Genomic DNA, 17,371 nt, shown 5'->3' on the forward strand with positions numbered 1-17,371 from the left:
GGGCGTCCGGTCGTTGCCGGTCCTTTCTTTGCGCGAGACCCCTCCCAACGCGCGCAGAAGGTATCACGAATCACTGTCTGGTCAAAATATATCACTGAAAGAAAAAGGCCCGCAGAGGGACACTCTGCGGGCCTTTAATTTCACCGGACGGCGGAGAGAAGAATTAATCCTTCTTGCCGGCCTTCAGCGCTTCGCCGAGGATGTCGCCGAGCGAGGCGCCCGAGTCCGACGAACCATATTGTTCGACGGCCTGCTTCTCTTCGGCGATCTGCATCGCCTTGACCGAGAAGTTCGGCTTTTTCGAACGGTCGAAGCCGATGACCATCGCATCGAACTTCTGACCGACCTGGTAACGCTCGGCGCGCTGTTCGTCGCGGTCGCGGCCAAGGTCGGCGCGCTTGATGAAGCCGGTGGCGCCATCGTCGCCAGCCTGGACTTCGAGGCCGTTGTCGCGAACTTCGAGGACGGTCACGGTGACGACGTCGTTCTTCTTCACCGAACCCGCAGCGGCAACGCCGCCGCCAACGGCCGGAGCACCCTTTTCAAGCTGCTTGATGCCAAGGCTGATGCGTTCCTTCTCGACATCGACGTCGAGCACGACAACCTGCACGGCCTCGCCCTTGCGGTGGAGGTGCAGCGCTTCTTCGCCCGAGATGCCCCAGGCGATGTCCGACATGTGAACCATGCCGTCGACGTCGCCGGGCAGGCCAACGAACAGACCGAATTCGGTCGCGTTCTTGACTTCGCCTTCGACGACCGAGCCGACGGGGTGGGTGTCGGCGAATGCGCCCCAAGGGTTCGACTGAGCCTGCTTGAGGCCCAGCGAAATGCGGCGCTTGTCGCTGTCGACTTCGAGGACGATGACATCGACTTCCTGGCTCGTCGAAACGATCTTGCCGGGGTGGACGTTCTTCTTGACCCACGACATTTCGCTGACGTGGACCAGGCCTTCGATGCCGGCTTCGAGTTCGACGAAGGCACCGTAATCGGTGATGTTCGTGACCACACCCGACAGCTTCGCACCGACGGGATATTTGGCGGCGACGCCTTCCCAAGGATCGCTTTCGAGCTGCTTCATGCCCAGGCTGATACGCTGAGTGTCGCGGTTGATGCGGATGATCTGCACCTTGACGGTGTCACCGATGTTGATGACTTCGCTCGGGTGGTTGACGCGCTTGTAGCTCATGTCGGTGACATGCAGCAGGCCGTCGATGCCGCCGAGGTCGACGAACGCACCATAATCGGTGATGTTCTTGACCGCGCCTTCGATGATCTGGCCTTCTTCCAGGTTCAGGATCAAGCCCGAACGCTGTTCAGCGCGCGTTTCTTCGAGAATGGCGCGGCGCGACACGACGATGTTGCCGCGGCGGCGATCCATCTTGAGGATCTGGAACGGCTGCGGCAGGTCCATCAGCGGGCCGACGTCACGCACGGGGCGGATATCGACCTGCGAACCGGGAAGGAACGCCACGGCGCCGCCCAGGTCGACGGTGAAGCCGCCCTTGACGCGGCCAAAGATGACGCCTTCGACGCGCGCTTCCTTGTTGAATTCTTCTTCCAGGCGGTCCCAGGCGGCTTCGCGGCGGGCGCGGTCGCGGGACAGCATGGTTTCGCCATTGGCGTTTTCGACGCGGTCGACATAGACTTCGACTTCGTCACCGACTTTGATGTCGGCCTTCTGGCCCGGCATCGCGAATTCGCGCAGCGGCACGCGGCCTTCGCTCTTCAAACCGATGTCGATGACTGCCAGGTCGTTTTCGATCGCGGTGACGGTGCCCTTGACGACGCGGCCTTCAAAGCCGCCGTCCGCACCACCAAGCGATTCATTGAGCATCGCGGCGAAATCGTCGCGCGTCGGAAAAGCCGTAGTGGCCATAGAGATATATTCCTTACTTCATTTGTTCCGGCCAAGCGGTTGGTTCCGCTGGTCTTAATGGCCGATCTGTCCTGCCCGCCGGATGCGATGCAGAACATCCTTCGGACCAGAGCGGACGGGGCAGGGGCAAAGCAGAAAGGGCGCGACGAGATTGCCTCGTCACGCCCGACGCCCGGTTGCGGGCGGCGGTTGTCCATGCCTCGACCGGCTGAAAGGCCCGTCGGACCGGGCGCCTATAGGGCGCAAACCCTACAAACGCAAGGTAGAAAGCCGGTTTAGCTGCGGCCGCTCCGGCGCGCTTCGACAAAGGCGATCGCCGCGGCGATCGCAGCGTCGCGGGGCATGTCGCTATTGTCGAGCAGCATCGCGTCGGGTGCACGCAGCAGCGGCGCGTCGGCGCGGCCCGTGTCGCGGGCATCGCGGGCGTGAACATCCGCAAGCACCGCATCAAAAGTCACATCGACGCCGCGCCCCAGCATCTCGGCATGGCGGCGGTGGGCGCGCACGTCAGCGCTGGCAGTAACGAACAGCTTGGCATCGGCATGCGGTGCAATGACCGTTCCGATGTCGCGGCCGTCAAGAATGGCGCCGCCGGGCTGATTGGCGAAATCGACCTGCCGCTGGAACAGCGCGGCGCGCACCTGCGGGTGCACCGACACCCGGCTGGCGAGACCGCCGGTGGTCTCATAACGCAATGCGGGGTCGTCGAGCAGACTATCAGGGAAATCGCAGGCCGCCAGCGCGTCGGCGGCATTGTCGGCGTCGCCATGATCCAGCTGCGTCTGATAACCGACCGCCCGGTACAGCAGCCCGGTGTCGAGCACCGGCAGCCTGAAATGTTCGGCGAGGGCGCGGGCTATCGTGCCCTTGCCTGATGCGGTTGGCCCGTCGACGGCAATGATCATTGCTGCAGGCCTGCGAGCAGGGCCTCGAAATTGGGAAAGCTGGTGGCAACGGGGGCGATGTCGTCGATCGACACCGGTGCCGCGCTCACAAGTCCGGCGACCGCAAAACTCATGCAGATTCGGTGGTCGAGGTGACCGGCGATCGTCGCGCCGCCGGTCAGCGGATCGCCCCCGGTGCCGTCGATGATCAGGCCGTCCTCGGTTTCGGTCACCCGCGCGCCAATGGCTTTCAGGCCGGTCGCCATGACGGCGATACGGTCGCTTTCCTTGACGCGCAGTTCGTCGAGGCCGGTAGTCGTCGTGCGGCCCTTTGCCAGCGCCGCGGCGACGAACAGGATCGGGAACTCATCGATCATGCTGGGCGCGACCGCGGGATCGACGTCCACGCCGGTCAGCGCACTGTGGCGCACGCGCAGGTCGGCGACGGGCTCTCCGCCGACTTCGCGCGGATCGATCAATTCGATGTCGCCGCCCATATGACGCAGCACGTCGATCAGCCCGGCGCGCGTCGGATTGAGCCCGACATTGGTGATGGTGACATCGGATCCGGGCACGAGCAGCGCCGCGACGATGAAGAACGCCGCCGACGACGGATCGCCGGGGACGACAATCGTCTGGGGTTTCAGTTCGGCCTCGCCGACAATGCGAATGTGGCGGGTGCCGTCGGTATCGGTTTCGACGGTCAGGTCCGCACCGAACCCGCGCAGCATGCGTTCGCTGTGGTCGCGGGTGGGGACGGGTTCGATGACTTCGGTGATGCCCGGCGTATTGAGACCAGCAAGCAGCACCGCGCTCTTCACCTGCGCCGACGCGACCGGGAGGCGATAGGCAAGAGGGATGGCGGGGGCAAGGCCGCGGACCATCAGCGGCAGGCGGCCACCCGGCGACGAGGTGATGTCGGCGCCCATCTGCGCCAGCGGATCGATGACGCGGCCCATCGGGCGCCCCGACAGGCTCGCGTCGCCAATGAAGGTGGCGGTGATCGGATGGCTGGCAACGAGCCCCATCAGCAGCCGGGTCGAGGTGCCACTGTTGCCCATGTCGAGCGCCCCCTGCGGCTGGAGCAGCCCGCCGACCCCGACACCATGGATGCGCCATTCGCCGTCGGGGCGGCGTTCGATGGTGGCGCCCATAGCGCGCATCGCCGCCGCAGTGGCGAGCACGTCATGTCCTTCGAGCAGGCCCGAGACGCGGCTTTCTCCGACAGCAAGCGCCGAGAGCATCAGCGATCGGTGTGAGATGCTTTTATCACCCGGAATCGCAATCCGGCCCTTGAGCGGAACGGAGGCGGAAAAGCTGCGCGGGCGGGCGTTTTGATCGGTCATGGCGAGCGGCTTTTGACAGCGCCCTTACAATCTGGCAAGGCGCACGCCGATTTGATGGACGCCGCGCAGGCAGCCGTCGCTCTCCACACATTCTATTCTGTTTCCAGAAGGTTACGAGGCATATATGATCAAGGCTGAATGGGGCACGAAACGCAGCTGCCCGAAATGCGCCACGCGATTCTATGATTTGACCAAGGATGATCCGGTCAACTGCATCAATTGCGGTTATAACTGGATCCCGGAATCGGTGCTGAAATCGAAGCAGTCGACCCCGTTCGAGGTCGAAAAGCCCGGCAAGACCGTCAAGGAAGAGGTCGTCGTCGACGAGGATCTGGATCTGGACGTCGATGTCGACGAGGATAATGACTCGCCCGACAATGACGTCGACCTGGGCGGCGACGACGATCTGGGCGTTGCGACTGCGGATGACGACGACGTCGAAACCTGATTTTTGTTTCAAGGGGCCAAAAAGGCATCGTCCGATGCATTTGGCCCCTTGCATCAGCCGCCCGCACTGTTAAAGGCGGCAACCCGATCGCAGGCGCCACGATGGCGAGGGCGATCGAATGAAGATGTGGGGCCTTAGCTCAGCTGGGAGAGCGCCTGCATGGCATGCAGGAGGTCAGCGGTTCGATCCCGCTAGGCTCCACCATTTTCACGCCAAACCTATTGAAATAGGTGGTTATTTGGGGCAGCTAATCGCTGTCCCCTCATTCTTACCAACATTTAATTCGCGGTTAGGCTGGCCTTTCGCTTGCGCTTTTGCGCTTGTCGGCCTGTTCGGGGGCCTGTGGTCCGCCCTCAAACTGGGACCAACGAAGCAAGAATCGGCTGCCTTTGACCTTGGGCAGCGATTTGCGGTCGACCAATGTGCCGCTGACCTCGAAGTCCGGGGAAGTCCTGACAAGCAGCACCCTGCTGAAGTTCCGGCTCACACTGAGTCGCACCACTTCATTTTGCTTGAAGGGGGTACTCGTCTTCAGTTCGACGAAATCATTGCCAAGGCGGTCATCGGAGCCTTGCGCGTAATTTTAGTGCAGCCTGATGCCGTAAGCGATCGCCCCATATAGTTCGCCGATGTCACCATAGACCTGAAGATGACGATCGGTCCGACGAAAATAGTCCTGCGCGGTGCCGAGAAGGTCTTGGAAGATAGGTGCGAGGGACAGGTCGGCATCCGGGAAGCGGGCACGCAGTTGTCGCTGCTCATCTTGATAATTCAGCTCATCCCAGCTGATCTATTCGCCATCGTCCCATATCGCATTGTCCGGTCCCAGCATGCCGCAATCCCCGAATGACCGACGAGCCGAAGCTCGCCGCAAAAGCTGAGGATCGGTTTAAGACGCTGCGAATCGTCTCACACCTCAAGCCGATAAACTGGACCGTTTCCGTCGAGGCGAAGCTCGTGGATCATGTCGATCCGCGTCCCATTCCAGTGATAGCGAAAATGCCGCCCTTGCACTGGGATGGCGACCACGTCGGGCCAGAACGCCGCCACGCATTCGCCGCCGGGGTTTCTGACCGATGGATAGACGATGCCGTTGCCGCCGTCGCTCCGCCGGTCGCGCGCATAGGCCTGCGAGGACGCATAATCGTCGGGTGCAAGCAGGGCTGCAAAGCCGATACCCCTGATATCGTGCAACACGGTCCCGACCGCGCCGACAAGCTCGCGCATGTCCGAAATCCAGCCAGGCTCGTCGCGGCTGTCTCCCAATCGCTGGGCTTGGTGAAAGGAAACCTCTGCCACTGCGGTTTCGAACTCGCGTGCAGCATAATAGGCACCGAAATGTCCGTCGTGGAAGCGGCCGGGTCGATCGGGCGAGCAATGCGTAAATGGCGCCATTACATAGCTCGCCCCGGCGCCGGCGACGCGGCGCGCCACGGGCACGAGATCGAGATTGCCGATCGTCTCGGCGATTCGGGGATTGGTCTTGGTTTCAGCCGCCGCGAGCAGCTCCCAATCTGCGGGATCGGCGAGATCTTCGAACAGGTCGATCGGCGGATATTTGCTCTCGATCAGCCGAACAGCCGACGGCCAATCGACGGGGGACAGCGGCGCGTCGGCCATCCGAGCCTCACCAGGCGCTGCGGTAACTGTCGAGATAGCGGCGAACGCGCATGAGATCGGTGAGCTGCCCACCAAGCATCACCTCGAGCGCCGTTCGCTCGCCAAAGGCGCGGTTCGGCGCCTTGATCCAGCGATAGCCGCGGTCGGCCTCAGTATAGAGAAGTCGCAGCGCCTTGTGGATACCGATCAGGTTCGACAAGCGCGCAGCAAGATCAACGTTCCAGCGTCCGTATTCGCCCTGTTTCCAGCGTTGATAGGTCCGTACGGCGATATCGCCAAGAAGGACTGTCGCTTGCGCATCGGTCACCCCCCAATGGTCGAACAGGCGGATTACGGCGCGCTGCATCGCCTGCACTTCCTCGGTCGAAAATTCGCGTGCCTGGGGCGGCACCGTGCCTTTGATAGCTACCAGCTGCATAAGAACCTCTGTCGAGACAATTGGCATGAATATGATGATAACGTGCCAATTGTCAAGATCGCCGCGGAGCCGCGAGGTTGGGCGTCGTCGCTCAAATTGCCAGTCGACCAGATTTCCGCACTTCTCTCCACATAGAGTTCTTCATCTGCGGGGCCGGGCCCGAGCGACAGAAGACCCACGGTCCGATCGAGCCATGGCGCATAATCTTGCGGGCGCAGGATAGGCGGCATCACATCACTCAAGCGCGCCAGCGTCGGTGTCGCCGGCGCGAGCTAGCCCGCACAATCCAGGCCAGGGCCGGGCTCGCGCCACAGGCCCGCCCGTCCGAACAGCGATGCATCCCACAGGCCGCACCAAGCGCGGCGCCGCTGGCCCGGTGCGCCATGGGGTAGGCGAAGGCATCGGCGAAGATGATGCAGCGCCGAAGCGACTGCGGGCGCGCGAGATGGCCGGCACCGGGTATCAACATGCGGGTGAAAAGCGTCGCGCGCTGTGCCGGGCGCTTGCGCGATGTTCAACGGTTCCGGCCCCGACGTCGCCAACCGGCTTCAGGCGCCGACTATCCTGGTCAACGCGTCCAATTGCGCAGCGAACCGCTCGTGCTGCTTGTCGCGGAAAATCTCGAGGTTGCGGATTTTCCACTGCACAGCGGGCAGTGCTCCGACGTCGGCGGGAAGGCCGAGGAGCGTATAGTCGGGCGCGAGGGAAAAGAAGCCCGCGAGAAAGGCGCGCGCGTCGCCCTGCCGGGCGCGGGCCTGCACATCCTCGACGAGCCGGGCGCGCGCCGCGATGAGGTCGTCGAGCGCTATCGGCTCGACTGTCATGCCGAGGAATTCGCCGTCAAATTGGCTGGCAATGTCCTTGAGATTCGGGTCGAGCAGCTCGTGTGGCGGGCGGTCGTGGCTGATCAGATAGACGAGGAAGGCTTGGAAAATGTCGTCGGTCAGGCCTTCATTGGCATAGAGATGGCTTACGTCGAACAGATCGCGCGGGTGCTGCCGGTCGAGCGCCGCGGCGATTTTCCCCGCATAAAGATCGGGAAGCGCGACGAGTTGCATCTCGGCATAACCGAACCGCTCCTCGACCGCTGCGTTGACGCCGCGAAGTTCAGGCGCGAACACCGTGCCGCGGAGCACCGGGCTGAGTTCGATTTTGATCTGCGCGCCGCCCGACCGCACGACGAGGCGCGTGCCATCCTTCGACCCCTGCACATTCACCGTGGCACCAAGGCGCCCCCGAAGCCGCTCGGCGATCCGGGCGAAGGCGGCGTGGATTGCGTCCAGCGAGGTTGCGCGCGTCTCGACGGGCAGATAGACGAGATCGATATCGACCGAGAGGCGCGGAAGTTCGCGCACGAACAGGTTGATCGCGGTTCCGCCCTTGAGCGCAAAATCTTTCTCGGCTGCGATCTCGGGAATCGCACGCACGAGCAGCGCAACCTGCGCTGCATAGATGTCGGCGCTCATCGACTCGTTCGCCCGGCGCTGCCCGAACCGCGCTCGCGGGGCACAGTTATTTGATAGGCGCGGTTATATTCGCCACCAGGCACGATCTGGCGTTTCCCCGATCCGAGATCGATACCGCTCCGGTCGAGCTTGCGCGTCCAGCCCTGCTTTTGCTCGTCGGCGAGATAGAGGAAGAGCCGCTTCGCCTTGATGCTCGTGCACGCGTTGAGCAGCTGCGTGGCGAGCCTCGGGCGCAGCGTCGTCAGTCCGTCGAATAGTTCGGCGCCGTGCGCGAAGCTGAAGGTTCCCGGCACCTCGTCGAGCACTTCGAGGATCGCGCGCTCGAGGCTAGAAACGCGAAGCTGGTGCTTATGCGCGACGGGGACGCCATCGCCGCTCGCGCCGGTAGGTGATATAGTCGAGGTTATAAGATCGAGCGTGCGCGTCTCGATACCGAGTTCGTCATCGGTGAAAAGCTTGCGGCTGCGCAGTTCGAGCTCGGCATCGAGTTCGAGCCGCGCGAGATAGGAGCGGACATAGCGCGCATCGCTATAGGCCCAGACCCGGCGCCGGCCCATCGGCGCATATTGCCAATAGCCCGCAAGCTCGAGCGCAGTCATTCCGCCTACATGGACCGCGACCGACAGGAGCGATTGCAGCGAGAGCAGCGCAAGCTCCCAGCGTACGACGGGGTCGCCCGTGCGATCGGGCTTTCGGTAGAGCCGCGATCCCGCGCGCTCCAGCCACCCGCGCTGGACATAATCCCGGATCGATGAGGACGAGAGACCGACTGCGTTCAGCCATGTGGCATCGACCACGAACCCCTCGGGGAGATCGTGCATCACTTGGTTTAGAAGCGAGGCTCTTTTTGCGCGCATAGCCCGTTATATGGTGCAAAAGTAAACCAAGCGCAAGCTGTGGTTTAAATATGATCCATTAAATGCGCGATGAGTATATAAAATCCCGATCCTCTAAACTTCGGCCTGCGCACCGTAGACGCCGAGCCGGTCATTCAGGACAACAAGCCCTGTGCGAAGACGGCCGTGTCGCACAGGATCGGTAAGGTTTGGCAGGCCCGCTTGTGTTTGTTGCAATCGCGGCCGCCCAAGCGCGGTGATCCCTCGCCGATCCGCATCGGCTGCATGATATCGATTATTTCGCCGCGATCCTGTGCCAGGGATGTCCGCTTTAAAGTCGAATTGCTAAGAAGGCAAAAATGCCTGTTTCTCAGGCATAAGAAGAACATGCCCTCTATGCTGAGTCCGCAAAAATGTCCGGAGCCCGCATATTATTTGCCGATCGGGGCTATATGGGAACGCCCATTCCAGCGCGTAGCCGCGTCAATACCGCCACTTGGCGGAATTTCGGCGGCGCGGATTTTTCGCTCTCCTCGGGGCTCACCAACCCTTGACGGAGTGCGTTGCTGCGCGACATCGAGTCCGGGCTGGTGCGCCGCGACGAATGGTCGGGAGATGGCCAATGGGTCAAGTCGCGCGCGGCTGCTCGTGGCGGCGCGCGCGATGTGGGTTGGCGAGGCCTCGCGACAGCTCGCGGGGTTGGCGGCGCGGGCGCCGGGTGGCTCAGCGCAGACCGAGTGATTTTGCCACGGCGGCCGCCGTGACGATCTTGGTCCGGCCATGACGCCCCAGGGATAGCAGGTCATTCTTGTCGCCGGTGACCAGCACGTCGGCTTGACTCGCCTCGCACAGCGCGAGCAGGAAATCGTCCAGCGGATCCCGCGATCGCTCGACCGGCGGCAGCTTGAGGGGCATCTCGGCGAGCGCGGAAATCTGATTGATCAGCCGACCGACTTCGGACGATTTTACGAGCGCCCGGATTTTCGGTCGTCGTGTTACGTCGCGCAACTCATCGAGTTGAATTGAATGACTGATCAGTTCGAAGCGGCGGTCGAGCCATGCTTCGACGAGGCCGGATGCGACGCCCGAGGGCGTAATGAGTCCGCTCAGCAGAATATTGGTATCGAGAATGGCGCGCACGGATCAGCGGCGATGTTCGGTCCAGAAGGAACCGCGCATCTCAGCGAGCTCTTCGTCGATCAGCTGTTCGATGTCGGTCCCCGGCGTGTCGGCATGGCGCGCCTGGATATCGCGGATCGTCTCACGCAGAACCTCGCGATTGACGGCCTCCTCGACAAAGCGCGACAGATCGCCCTTCCGCCCGCCGCGCGTGGCAAGCAACGTACGCAAGGCGATATCGGTATCGCGCGATACTTTGAGGCTCCAGCGAGCAAGTTCACCCATAGATCACCTGTGTGTTTAGACGTCTAAGCGCATATAAGGCTGAACCGGTGCCGACGCAAGGCGGCACCGCAGCCGCTTCGGCAGCGGCGGCGGAGCGCGGGTGGTGGGGGGCGGACTCCGGCGGCGAAAGGCGTCGCCGCAAGTCGTGCTAACGGTTGGTCCGCGGATGCCGCGAGATCGTGCCTGTCGACGAAGCGGTCATCGCCGCGTCGGGGGTCGATTTCCGGATCTGGGGATCACAGGCCTTTTACATGCTGAGCGGATTATGGGCAGGTCCCGCCGCAGTCCGCCTTCTTCCAGCAGCGACGATTATCGCACCTGCTTCCACGAAACTCACCCACGCTCGGTTCCGCCCTTTCTCCCTATAAAACCTTGAAACTGTGAGATAAAAGCTTGTCGCCACGCGCCGTCCCCTCATTCGGGCCCCACATTTCACCCAGGTTTTTTGACGTCCTTCGGAGCTGTCTGGCGAAACCGCTGGCTTGCATGTGGTCTTTTGGTCGCGGCCGGACATATCCGCCGGCTCACAGTCGGTCGCCGCTCAGGGTCGAAAGTCGAGGTCGATCTCGGTCAAGCGAGTTCGGATCTCTTTGGCGGAAGCCGTGACGCCGGTCTCTTCCGCGATGTCCGTCCAACTCGAAAGACTCGCTCTAACTTCATCGATGATCTTGTTGGCGAGGGGCAGGGCGATGCCGTGCTTTTGTGCGAGCGTCGTCGCATGCGCACGCGTGGGCCGTCGACCTTCACCATCAACATCGAGATAGTGTTCGCCACGCGGACCATGCGAAAAGGTGAGGTCGTAGGCCGGTGAGAGTCGCCACTGGCCTGCGTTGTCCATCAAATAAGCATGCTGACCTGCATGGTCATCGCGATTCGATGACAAGATGTTGAAGACCATTCGGCGGTAGGCTTGCTCGACATCGCCCTGGTGGCGCGTGATGGCGCGCGTCGCCTGGAAAAACTGATGATAGCCGATCGTTGGCGTATTCCAATGGGTGTGCAGCACGCCTGCAAACGAGGCGACGTGGAAACGCTGTCCCGGCGCGGGGCGATCAAATCGCTGCGTAGAGATCGGTCGCAAGGCCCGCACGAAGGGGCACGCCCGCCTCGAGGATCATGGGCGGCGGCCCTTGCGGGAAGCTTCAGACCTCTGGCGGGCAAGCAGCTCGTCGAGACTGCGCGCTTCGGGTTGGGGAAAGAGCTGTGATAGTGCGTCTTCGGCGCGCAGGGCGACGGCCGCCTTGACCATATCTTCCAACGAAGCCTTCCCTTCGGCCTCGAGGCGGCGCCAAGTTCGATAGGCGACGCCAGCACGGCTGGCAGCATCTGTCTGTGTCCAGCCGAACGCCGCACGACGTTGACGAATGCGCTGGCCGATTTGCCGGGTCAGTTCCAACGGCGTTTCCAACATTGTCCATATGTGGACAAAAATCGTTAGAAATGCAATAAAATTGTCCAAATAAGGACAATTTCCTGCTTCGCTACGAGCCGTTGCTTGTTATCGCAGGCTTTACCCGGCAACTTCGTCAAACAACGGTTCCAGCGCGATTGGGTCGGCCAATGTGATGCGGTCGAGGATCGAGGCGGTGTCGTCGCGGACTTTCAGCATCAGGCTGCGCAGGCGGCATTCGGCTTCTGGAAGGCAATTCTTGCAATGTTCGTGCGCATTGCGCGCCGCGCAGGGGACCAGCGCTAGCGACCCGCGGGTCAGGCGGACAAGGTCGCCATAGCTGATGTCGATCGGCGATATGGCCAGCTGATACCCGCCGTCGCGCCCGCGTTGCGAAATCAGCAAGCCCTCGCGCGCCATTTCCGACAGGATCACAGTCAGGAATTTCGGCGGGATGTTTTGCGCTTCTGCAATATCCGCCAGCTGGACCTGCCCCTTGCCCCAATGATCGGCAAGATGCTGGAACGCGCGGATCGTATAGCGGGTCTTTTGCGAGAGCATGGCGGGCTTACTGTGACATATTCAGGCTTAATTCAACCTGTCTGGATGACATTTCGCCAAGAGTTGATGAAAATCACAGCGGGTGGCATGAACGCAGCCTATAAGCACCGTGATGCTGTCGGTTACGGCAATGATTTGGGGTAGAGCGGATGATGCGTATTTTTCTAGGCGTTCCGGCGGTGCTGGCGGTGTGCATGCTGGCGGTGACCCCCGCGCAGGCGCAGTTCGGCAGCCTGCTTCGCAAAGCCACAACGCCCGCGCCAAAACCGAGCAGCGACGACAACGGCGGCTGCCCCAAGGGCAAAAAGGGTAGCAGCATCGGCCGCAACATCCTCGGCAATGTGCTGAACGATGCGGTCGGAGATGTGGCGAGCAAGGCCGGCGTGTACAGCTATGTGCCGATCAGCGAAGTCAGCGGGACGCTGACCGACGCGATCGCGTGCCGACTCGATCCGGGTGAGCAAGTGCAGGCGGCCGTCGCGACCGAGGAAGCAACGCGCGGTGAAGAGGTTGGCGCGACGGCCAACTGGACCAGCGCGACCCGTCCCGAAGTCAGCGGATCATCGACGGTGGCATCGATTAACGAAGAGGGCGGCGGGCGCAAGTGCATGAACGTCAATGACTTCATCATCGTCGAAGGCGAAGAGACGCGGGTGACAAAACGCATGTGCAAAGGACCGGGTGAATCGCGTTATGTCCTGGCGGCGTAGAGCGGCACGCTGCGGCATTTCGCTGGTCGCGTTCGGCAGCCTGACCGCCGCCGCCGCGGTCGATCCGGTCAACCCGACCTGCCCGCTCAACCCCAATTGGTCGAGCCATCCGACGATGAAGCTGACGGTGGAAAAGCGTGGCGGGATGAAAGTCCTGCTGGCCGAGGGGCGGATCGACCCCGGATTGCCCGACCGGCTGACCGCCGCGTTGAAGGCTAATCCCGACGTCGGCGAAATCTGGCTGCGCTCCCCAGGCGGCGACGCTCGCGCGGGCAATGCGGCGGGGCGGATCATCCGCTCCAATCTCGGCGTTACGACTCGGATCCCTGCGGGCTGGGCCTGTTTCAGCGCCTGCAATTTCGTGTTCATGGGCGGCGCGCCGCGCGTCATCGAGCCCGGCGGTCACTTCATGGTCCACATGTTTACGCGCACCGGCGACCGTTCGGCGATCGACATGAGCGTCGCGATGGGAACTGACGCGACGCGCGAACTAATCGGTGACATCGAACAGGATTCGGCGCTGCTGGCGAGTGAAGACAATGATTTCCTGATCCGCATGGGGATCTCGCGAAAATTGCTGACCGAAGTCATGTATCGCCAGCAGGCGGTGGCGACCGAGGAAAATAAATCGACCCGCCGCTGCCTGACACTCGCTGAAGCACTGAAATATGGGGTGACCTACGCGCCCGAGGAATGATCGGGTTGCGTGTGTAGCGTTGCAAACTGAAACGAATGTCGTAGATTGGCGGGCAAATAGGAGAGGCTGCCATGAACGAGATGACGCATGACCATGCGACCTTCCGGTCGATGATCGACGGGACGCAGGAAGATTGGGACATCATCGCGCGCGAACAGAAAGAATTCGCGCCGCAGAATGGCAAGCGCGTCCTCGACCATCTCAAGCTGCTCGGCGGCGATTATGGCGGCTTTCCGGTCGACCGGCTCGAGCATTGCCTGCAAACTGCGACGCGCGCGCACCGTGATGGTCGTGACGAGGAGTATGTCGTGATGGCGCTGCTCCACGACATCGGCGACACGCTGGGCGCGTTCAACCACCCCGACGTCGCGGCGGCGATATTGAAGCCGTTCCTGTCAGAAGAGAATCTGTGGATCGTCCAGCATCATGGCATTTTCCAGGGCCATTATTTCTTCCACTACATCGGCCTCGACCGCGACATGCGCGACCAGTTCAAGGACAGTCCACACTATGCGGCGTGCGCCGAATTCTGCGAAAAATATGACGCGCCGGCGTTCGACCCCGACTACGATAGCGAGCCGCTGGAATTTTTCGAGCCGATGGTGATGCGGATCTGTTCGTATCCGAAAACGAGCATCTACAAGAAGGTAATGGTCGAGGCAGAGGCGGAATAGTTTGCAGCTGCCATCCCAGCGAAAGCTGGGATGGCTATCATCCTTTCCGAACGCAAGCGGTCCCAGCTTTCGCTGGGATGCCGAGCTTCCTTATTTCCCCTTAAACTCGACTTTCCGCTTCTCGACAAACGCCATGATGCCCTCAACCGCATCGGCGCTGTTGCCAGCGATAAACTGCCCCTTGGCTTCGGCATCGAGCGTGTCGGCATAGCTTTGCGACAGGCCATCGCGCAGCACCTTGCGCATGGTCCCCAGCGACACCGTCGGTCCGTTGGCAAGCCGCGCCGCCAGCGCGCGCGCTTCGCCCATCAGCTCGGCATCGTCGACGCATTTATAGACCATGCCCCAATCGGCGGCCTGCTCGCCCGAAATCTTCTCGCCCAGCATCATCATCTGCGTTGCGCGCGGCAGGCCGATCAGGCGCGGCAGCAGCCACGACGAACCGCCGTCGGGGACGAGCCCGATATTGACAAAGGCTTGCAGGAAATAGGCGCTCTTGCCCGCGATCGCGAAATCACCCGACAGCGCAAAGCTGCACCCGACCCCGGCGGCGGGGCCGTTGACCGCGGTGACGACCGGGATGTCGAGGTTCGCGAGCGCCAGCAGCATCGGGTTGTAGTGGTTGCGCAGCGCCTTGCGGCTGTTGGCGCCGCCGCCAACCGCCGACGATGTGCGATCGCCGCCCAGATCGGCCCCCGAGCAAAATCCGCGCCCTTCGCCGGTGATCAGCAATGCGCGCGCGCCGAGCAGCGGCAGGTAATCGAGCGCGCTGCGGATGTCGTCGGCCATCGCGGGCGGCATCGAATTGAGCCGGTCAGGGCGGTTGAGCGTGATCGTCGCGACATTGTCGGCGATGTCCAGCTTGATCGTGTCGAAGTTCGGGATATCGGTCATGGGGAAGAATCCTCTCGCAGGCACTTTACCTTTACGTTCACGTAAAGGTGTGACTCATTTGGCGGGCGAGTGCAAGGGGGAAGGCGGCGTCGGGCTTTAGGACGTTGTTTCGTGCGCGAGTGCGTCGATCAGCCAGCCCTTGAAATGCGACATCGCGCCGCTTTCGGGGCGCGACATCAGGCGGGTGAGCCAATAGCGACCGGCGTCGATTCCGATCTTGAAAGGCTGGGTCAGCACTTCGGATGCAAGTTCGCGGGCGAACATGGCGGGCGGCGCGAGGGCGATGCCAAGCCCCGCGGCGGCCGCAGCGGCCATCAGGGCCGAGCTGTCGAACATCGGGCCGCGCAGCAACGGGGCGGGGACGCCAGCGGCGGCAAACCACCGCGTCCATTCGTCGGCGCGGTATGAGCGCAGCAGGCGTTCGGGTATCAGGTCGGCGGGGGTCTTGAGCCGCGCGGCGATGGCGGGGGGGCAAAGCGGGGTCATCGGCGCGGCAAGCAGTGGTTCGGCGTGGGTGCCGTGCCAGGCGCCATCGCCGAAGCGGATCGCGAAATCGAGCGCCTCGCCGGCGAGGTCGACGCGGTTGTTGTTGGTCGAGATGCGCAGGTCAATGCCCGGATGCGCGCGGGCAAAGGCGTCGAGGCGCGGAAGCAGCCAGCCGGTGGCGAAGGTGCCGACGACCCCGACCTTCAGCACCTCGCGGAAGCGGCCGCCGCTATACTGGTCGAGCGTCGCGGCGATGCGGTCGAAGGCGTCGGCGACGACGGGGACGAGTGCATGCCCCTCGTCGGTCAGCGCAAGGCCGCGCGGGAGGCGGTGGAAAAGGCGGGTGCCGAGGCGGCGTTCGAGCTGTGCGACCTGATGGCTGACCGCGCCCTGGCTGACGCAGAGTTCGATCGCGGCGCGGGTGAAGTTGAGGTGGCGCGCGGCGGCGTCGAAGGCGCGCAGGGCGTTGAGTGGGAGCTGGGCGCGGTCCATTGGGTCACTTTGCTTTCTCGGCCTATGTCGCCTCGTCACCCCGGCCTTGATCCGGGTCCATGCGGCGGCGATGGCTTATGGATCCCGGACCAAGGCCGGGTGACCAAACTCATGAGAAATTCTCATGGCTTTGTCGAGAAATGATGCTTTGTCCGGCGCGGTCCGGCTTGGCAGTTTGGCCGCGAAGGGAGACGAAAATGTTCGAAGCAATCAGTCTGTTGGCGTGGCTTGCCGCGACGAGCGGGGCGCCAGTGCTGGCGGTCGATCCGCTCACCCAGCCGATCACAACGTCGCGGACCGCCGAATGGTTGGCGCCTGCGCCGCCTGAAAAAATTTATGGCAACAGCTATCTGGTCGGGTTCGGCGGCATGAGTGTGGCGTTGATCGACACCGGGGACGGATTGGTGCTGGTTGATGGCGCGCTGCCGCAAGCGGCGCCCGCGATCCTGGCCAATGTCCGGAAGCTGGGGTTCGACCCCAAAGACATCAAATTTATTCTGAGCACCGAGCCGCATTTCGACCATGCCGGCGGGCTCGCGGCGCTGGCGCGCGACACCGGCGCGACGGTGGTGGCGAGCGCGCGCGGGATTGAGGGGTTGAAGTCGGGACGCCACGCCGCCGACGATCCGCAGCTCGCTTATGGCGGCAGCTGGCCCGCGGTGACCACGGCCACGCGTGTGATGGCGGATGGTGAGGTGCTCAAGCTGGGCAAGCTGGGGATCACCGCCCATGCGACTCCGGGGCATACGATGGGCAGCATGAGCTGGAGTTGGCCGGCGTGCGAGGACAACGAGTGCAACGCGATCGTGTTTGCATCGAGCCTGAATCCCGTGTCGGCTGACGATTATCGGTTCACCGGCGCTGCGGGGGCGCCGTTCATTGCGGCCTTTGCGCAAAGTTACCGGACGATGGACGCGCTGGCCTGCGACATCCTGATTTCGGCGCATCCCGACAATGCGGGCGAGGGGCGGTACAATGCGAAGCCGGGGGCGTGCCGCGCCTATGCCGATCGGTCGCGCCAGGCTTTGGCGAAGCGGTTGGCGGAGGAGAAGGCGGGGGCCGCAAAGTAACGGGTTGTTGATCCTCGCTGCCGCGTAGCGATGGTGAGGTGGCCGTCCGCAGGAGTGAAGGAGGGGCGGAGACGCACCATTGCTGCCCCTCCACCTTTC

At 62.8% G+C, this 17,371-nt stretch carries 20 protein-coding genes and 1 tRNA gene; 7 read left to right on the plus strand and 14 right to left on the minus strand.

Annotation, left to right across the window (positions count from 1 at the left end; translation table 11 throughout):
- Positions 1–163: 163 nt before the first annotated feature.
- The 3 genes from rpsA to aroA all read right to left on the minus strand — a co-directional run bounded on the left by rpsA (position 164) and on the right by aroA (position 4,106).
- Entirely contained in the window at positions 164–1,876 is a 1,713-nt protein-coding gene (gene rpsA, locus CDQ92_RS18400) for a 30S ribosomal protein S1 (RefSeq protein WP_088443497.1), read from the minus strand.
- Between the two features lie 275 nt (positions 1,877–2,151).
- Positions 2,152–2,781 carry a (d)CMP kinase gene (locus tag CDQ92_RS18405; RefSeq protein WP_088443500.1) on the minus strand — a complete coding sequence of 210 codons (630 nt, stop codon included), beginning with the start codon at positions 2,779–2,781 and terminating at the stop codon, positions 2,152–2,154.
- Positions 2,778–4,106: a 3-phosphoshikimate 1-carboxyvinyltransferase gene (gene aroA / locus CDQ92_RS18410; protein WP_088443504.1), complete on the minus strand. Its 1,329-nt coding sequence runs from the start codon at positions 4,104–4,106 to the stop codon at positions 2,778–2,780. Before aroA ends, CDQ92_RS18405 begins: the two co-directional genes overlap by 4 nt.
- 124 nt (positions 4,107–4,230) lie before the next feature.
- On the opposite strand from aroA, the gene CDQ92_RS18415 reads away from it, so the two are divergent.
- The 3 genes from CDQ92_RS18415 (at position 4,231) to CDQ92_RS21470 (ending at position 5,404) form a co-directional block, all read left to right on the plus strand.
- On the plus strand, positions 4,231–4,554 hold the full coding sequence (locus tag CDQ92_RS18415; protein ID WP_088443506.1) for a TIGR02300 family protein: 324 nt from the start codon (positions 4,231–4,233) through the stop codon (positions 4,552–4,554).
- A gap of 128 nt (positions 4,555–4,682) precedes the next feature.
- Positions 4,683–4,758 (plus strand) — tRNA-Ala (locus CDQ92_RS18420).
- A gap of 445 nt (positions 4,759–5,203) precedes the next feature.
- Positions 5,204–5,404: a hypothetical protein gene (locus CDQ92_RS21470; RefSeq protein WP_158213892.1), complete on the plus strand. Its 201-nt coding sequence runs from the start codon at positions 5,204–5,206 to the stop codon at positions 5,402–5,404.
- 59 nt (positions 5,405–5,463) lie between these two features.
- Here the strand turns inward: CDQ92_RS21470 and CDQ92_RS18430 are convergent, their stop codons facing one another.
- The 9 genes from CDQ92_RS18430 to CDQ92_RS18475 all read right to left on the minus strand — a co-directional run bounded on the left by CDQ92_RS18430 (position 5,464) and on the right by CDQ92_RS18475 (position 12,249).
- A complete protein-coding gene (locus tag CDQ92_RS18430; protein WP_088443509.1) occupies positions 5,464–6,174 on the minus strand; it encodes an RES family NAD+ phosphorylase in 711 nt (236 codons plus the stop codon).
- A gap of 7 nt (positions 6,175–6,181) precedes the next feature.
- Complete coding sequence (locus CDQ92_RS18435; RefSeq protein WP_229667520.1) at positions 6,182–6,592, minus strand: MbcA/ParS/Xre antitoxin family protein; 411 nt, start codon at positions 6,590–6,592, stop codon at positions 6,182–6,184.
- A gap of 548 nt (positions 6,593–7,140) precedes the next feature.
- Positions 7,141–8,058 carry a nucleotidyl transferase AbiEii/AbiGii toxin family protein gene (locus CDQ92_RS18440; RefSeq protein WP_088443513.1) on the minus strand — a complete coding sequence of 306 codons (918 nt, stop codon included), beginning with the start codon at positions 8,056–8,058 and terminating at the stop codon, positions 7,141–7,143.
- A complete protein-coding gene (locus CDQ92_RS18445) occupies positions 8,055–8,915 on the minus strand; it encodes a type IV toxin-antitoxin system AbiEi family antitoxin domain-containing protein (protein WP_088443515.1) in 861 nt (286 codons plus the stop codon). Before CDQ92_RS18445 ends, CDQ92_RS18440 begins: the two co-directional genes overlap by 4 nt.
- Before the next feature lie 702 nt (positions 8,916–9,617).
- Positions 9,618–10,034, minus strand: a complete 417-nt coding sequence (locus tag CDQ92_RS18455) for a putative toxin-antitoxin system toxin component, PIN family (RefSeq protein WP_088443520.1) — start codon at positions 10,032–10,034, stop codon at positions 9,618–9,620.
- 3 nt (positions 10,035–10,037) lie between these two features.
- Entirely contained in the window at positions 10,038–10,298 is a 261-nt protein-coding gene (locus CDQ92_RS18460) for a ribbon-helix-helix domain-containing protein (RefSeq protein WP_088443522.1), read from the minus strand.
- Positions 10,299–10,839: 541 nt separating this feature from the next.
- Positions 10,840–11,379 carry a type II toxin-antitoxin system HipA family toxin gene (locus CDQ92_RS18465; protein ID WP_158213894.1) on the minus strand — a complete coding sequence of 180 codons (540 nt, stop codon included), beginning with the start codon at positions 11,377–11,379 and terminating at the stop codon, positions 10,840–10,842.
- A gap of 33 nt (positions 11,380–11,412) precedes the next feature.
- Positions 11,413–11,709, minus strand: a complete 297-nt coding sequence (locus CDQ92_RS18470; RefSeq protein WP_088443768.1) for a helix-turn-helix domain-containing protein — start codon at positions 11,707–11,709, stop codon at positions 11,413–11,415.
- Between the two features lie 99 nt (positions 11,710–11,808).
- Positions 11,809–12,249, minus strand: coding sequence for an RrF2 family transcriptional regulator (locus CDQ92_RS18475; protein WP_088443526.1), 441 nt, complete (start codon positions 12,247–12,249; stop codon positions 11,809–11,811).
- A 149-nt stretch (positions 12,250–12,398) separates the two neighbouring features.
- Between CDQ92_RS18475 and CDQ92_RS18480 the strand changes: the two genes are divergently transcribed.
- The 3 genes from CDQ92_RS18480 (at position 12,399) to CDQ92_RS18490 (ending at position 14,330) form a co-directional block, all read left to right on the plus strand.
- A complete protein-coding gene (locus CDQ92_RS18480; protein WP_229667519.1) occupies positions 12,399–12,959 on the plus strand; it encodes a hypothetical protein in 561 nt (186 codons plus the stop codon).
- Positions 12,943–13,656, plus strand: a complete 714-nt coding sequence (locus tag CDQ92_RS18485; RefSeq protein ID WP_169714586.1) for a COG3904 family protein — start codon at positions 12,943–12,945, stop codon at positions 13,654–13,656. Before CDQ92_RS18480 ends, CDQ92_RS18485 begins: the two co-directional genes overlap by 17 nt.
- Positions 13,657–13,727: 71 nt before the next feature.
- Complete coding sequence (locus tag CDQ92_RS18490) at positions 13,728–14,330, plus strand: HD domain-containing protein (RefSeq protein ID WP_088443528.1); 603 nt, start codon at positions 13,728–13,730, stop codon at positions 14,328–14,330.
- Positions 14,331–14,420: 90 nt separating this feature from the next.
- On the opposite strand, the gene CDQ92_RS18495 is transcribed toward CDQ92_RS18490, so the two are convergent.
- Positions 14,421–15,224: an enoyl-CoA hydratase-related protein gene (locus tag CDQ92_RS18495; protein ID WP_088443530.1), complete on the minus strand. Its 804-nt coding sequence runs from the start codon at positions 15,222–15,224 to the stop codon at positions 14,421–14,423.
- Positions 15,225–15,320: 96 nt separating this feature from the next.
- Positions 15,321–16,202 carry a LysR family transcriptional regulator gene (locus CDQ92_RS18500; protein WP_088443532.1) on the minus strand — a complete coding sequence of 294 codons (882 nt, stop codon included), beginning with the start codon at positions 16,200–16,202 and terminating at the stop codon, positions 15,321–15,323.
- A 197-nt stretch (positions 16,203–16,399) separates the two neighbouring features.
- Between CDQ92_RS18500 and bla the strand changes: the two genes are divergently transcribed.
- On the plus strand, positions 16,400–17,272 hold the full coding sequence (gene bla / locus CDQ92_RS18505; RefSeq protein ID WP_088443534.1) for a subclass B3 metallo-beta-lactamase: 873 nt from the start codon (positions 16,400–16,402) through the stop codon (positions 17,270–17,272).
- The last annotated feature ends 99 nt before the right edge of the window (positions 17,273–17,371 follow it).

The sequence above is a fragment of the Sphingopyxis bauzanensis genome (assembly GCF_002205675.1).
GTDB classification, from domain to species: domain Bacteria; phylum Pseudomonadota; class Alphaproteobacteria; order Sphingomonadales; family Sphingomonadaceae; genus Sphingopyxis; species Sphingopyxis bauzanensis.

Excerpts from the sequence above, each read along its gene's own strand:
- rpsA (WP_088443497.1), bottom strand. The coding sequence starts at position 1,876 with ATGGCCACTACGGCTTTTCCGACGCGCGACGATTTCGCCGCGATGCTC.
- CDQ92_RS18405 (WP_088443500.1), bottom strand. The coding sequence starts at position 2,781 with ATGATCATTGCCGTCGACGGGCCAACCGCATCAGGCAAGGGCACGATA.
- aroA (WP_088443504.1), bottom strand. The coding sequence starts at position 4,106 with ATGACCGATCAAAACGCCCGCCCGCGCAGCTTTTCCGCCTCCGTTCCG.
- CDQ92_RS18415 (WP_088443506.1), top strand. The coding sequence starts at position 4,231 with ATGATCAAGGCTGAATGGGGCACGAAACGCAGCTGCCCGAAATGCGCC.
- CDQ92_RS21470 (WP_158213892.1), top strand. The coding sequence starts at position 5,204 with ATGACGATCGGTCCGACGAAAATAGTCCTGCGCGGTGCCGAGAAGGTC.
- CDQ92_RS18430 (WP_088443509.1), bottom strand. The coding sequence starts at position 6,174 with ATGGCCGACGCGCCGCTGTCCCCCGTCGATTGGCCGTCGGCTGTTCGG.
- CDQ92_RS18435 (WP_229667520.1), bottom strand. The coding sequence starts at position 6,592 with ATGCAGCTGGTAGCTATCAAAGGCACGGTGCCGCCCCAGGCACGCGAA.
- CDQ92_RS18440 (WP_088443513.1), bottom strand. The coding sequence starts at position 8,058 with ATGAGCGCCGACATCTATGCAGCGCAGGTTGCGCTGCTCGTGCGTGCG.
- CDQ92_RS18445 (WP_088443515.1), bottom strand. The coding sequence starts at position 8,915 with ATGCGCGCAAAAAGAGCCTCGCTTCTAAACCAAGTGATGCACGATCTC.
- CDQ92_RS18460 (WP_088443522.1), bottom strand. The coding sequence starts at position 10,298 with ATGGGTGAACTTGCTCGCTGGAGCCTCAAAGTATCGCGCGATACCGAT.
- CDQ92_RS18470 (WP_088443768.1), bottom strand. The coding sequence starts at position 11,709 with ATGTTGGAAACGCCGTTGGAACTGACCCGGCAAATCGGCCAGCGCATT.
- CDQ92_RS18475 (WP_088443526.1), bottom strand. The coding sequence starts at position 12,249 with ATGCTCTCGCAAAAGACCCGCTATACGATCCGCGCGTTCCAGCATCTT.
- CDQ92_RS18480 (WP_229667519.1), top strand. The coding sequence starts at position 12,399 with ATGATGCGTATTTTTCTAGGCGTTCCGGCGGTGCTGGCGGTGTGCATG.
- CDQ92_RS18485 (WP_169714586.1), top strand. The coding sequence starts at position 12,943 with ATGTCCTGGCGGCGTAGAGCGGCACGCTGCGGCATTTCGCTGGTCGCG.
- CDQ92_RS18490 (WP_088443528.1), top strand. The coding sequence starts at position 13,728 with ATGAACGAGATGACGCATGACCATGCGACCTTCCGGTCGATGATCGAC.
- CDQ92_RS18495 (WP_088443530.1), bottom strand. The coding sequence starts at position 15,224 with ATGACCGATATCCCGAACTTCGACACGATCAAGCTGGACATCGCCGAC.
- CDQ92_RS18500 (WP_088443532.1), bottom strand. The coding sequence starts at position 16,202 with ATGGACCGCGCCCAGCTCCCACTCAACGCCCTGCGCGCCTTCGACGCC.
- bla (WP_088443534.1), top strand. The coding sequence starts at position 16,400 with ATGTTCGAAGCAATCAGTCTGTTGGCGTGGCTTGCCGCGACGAGCGGG.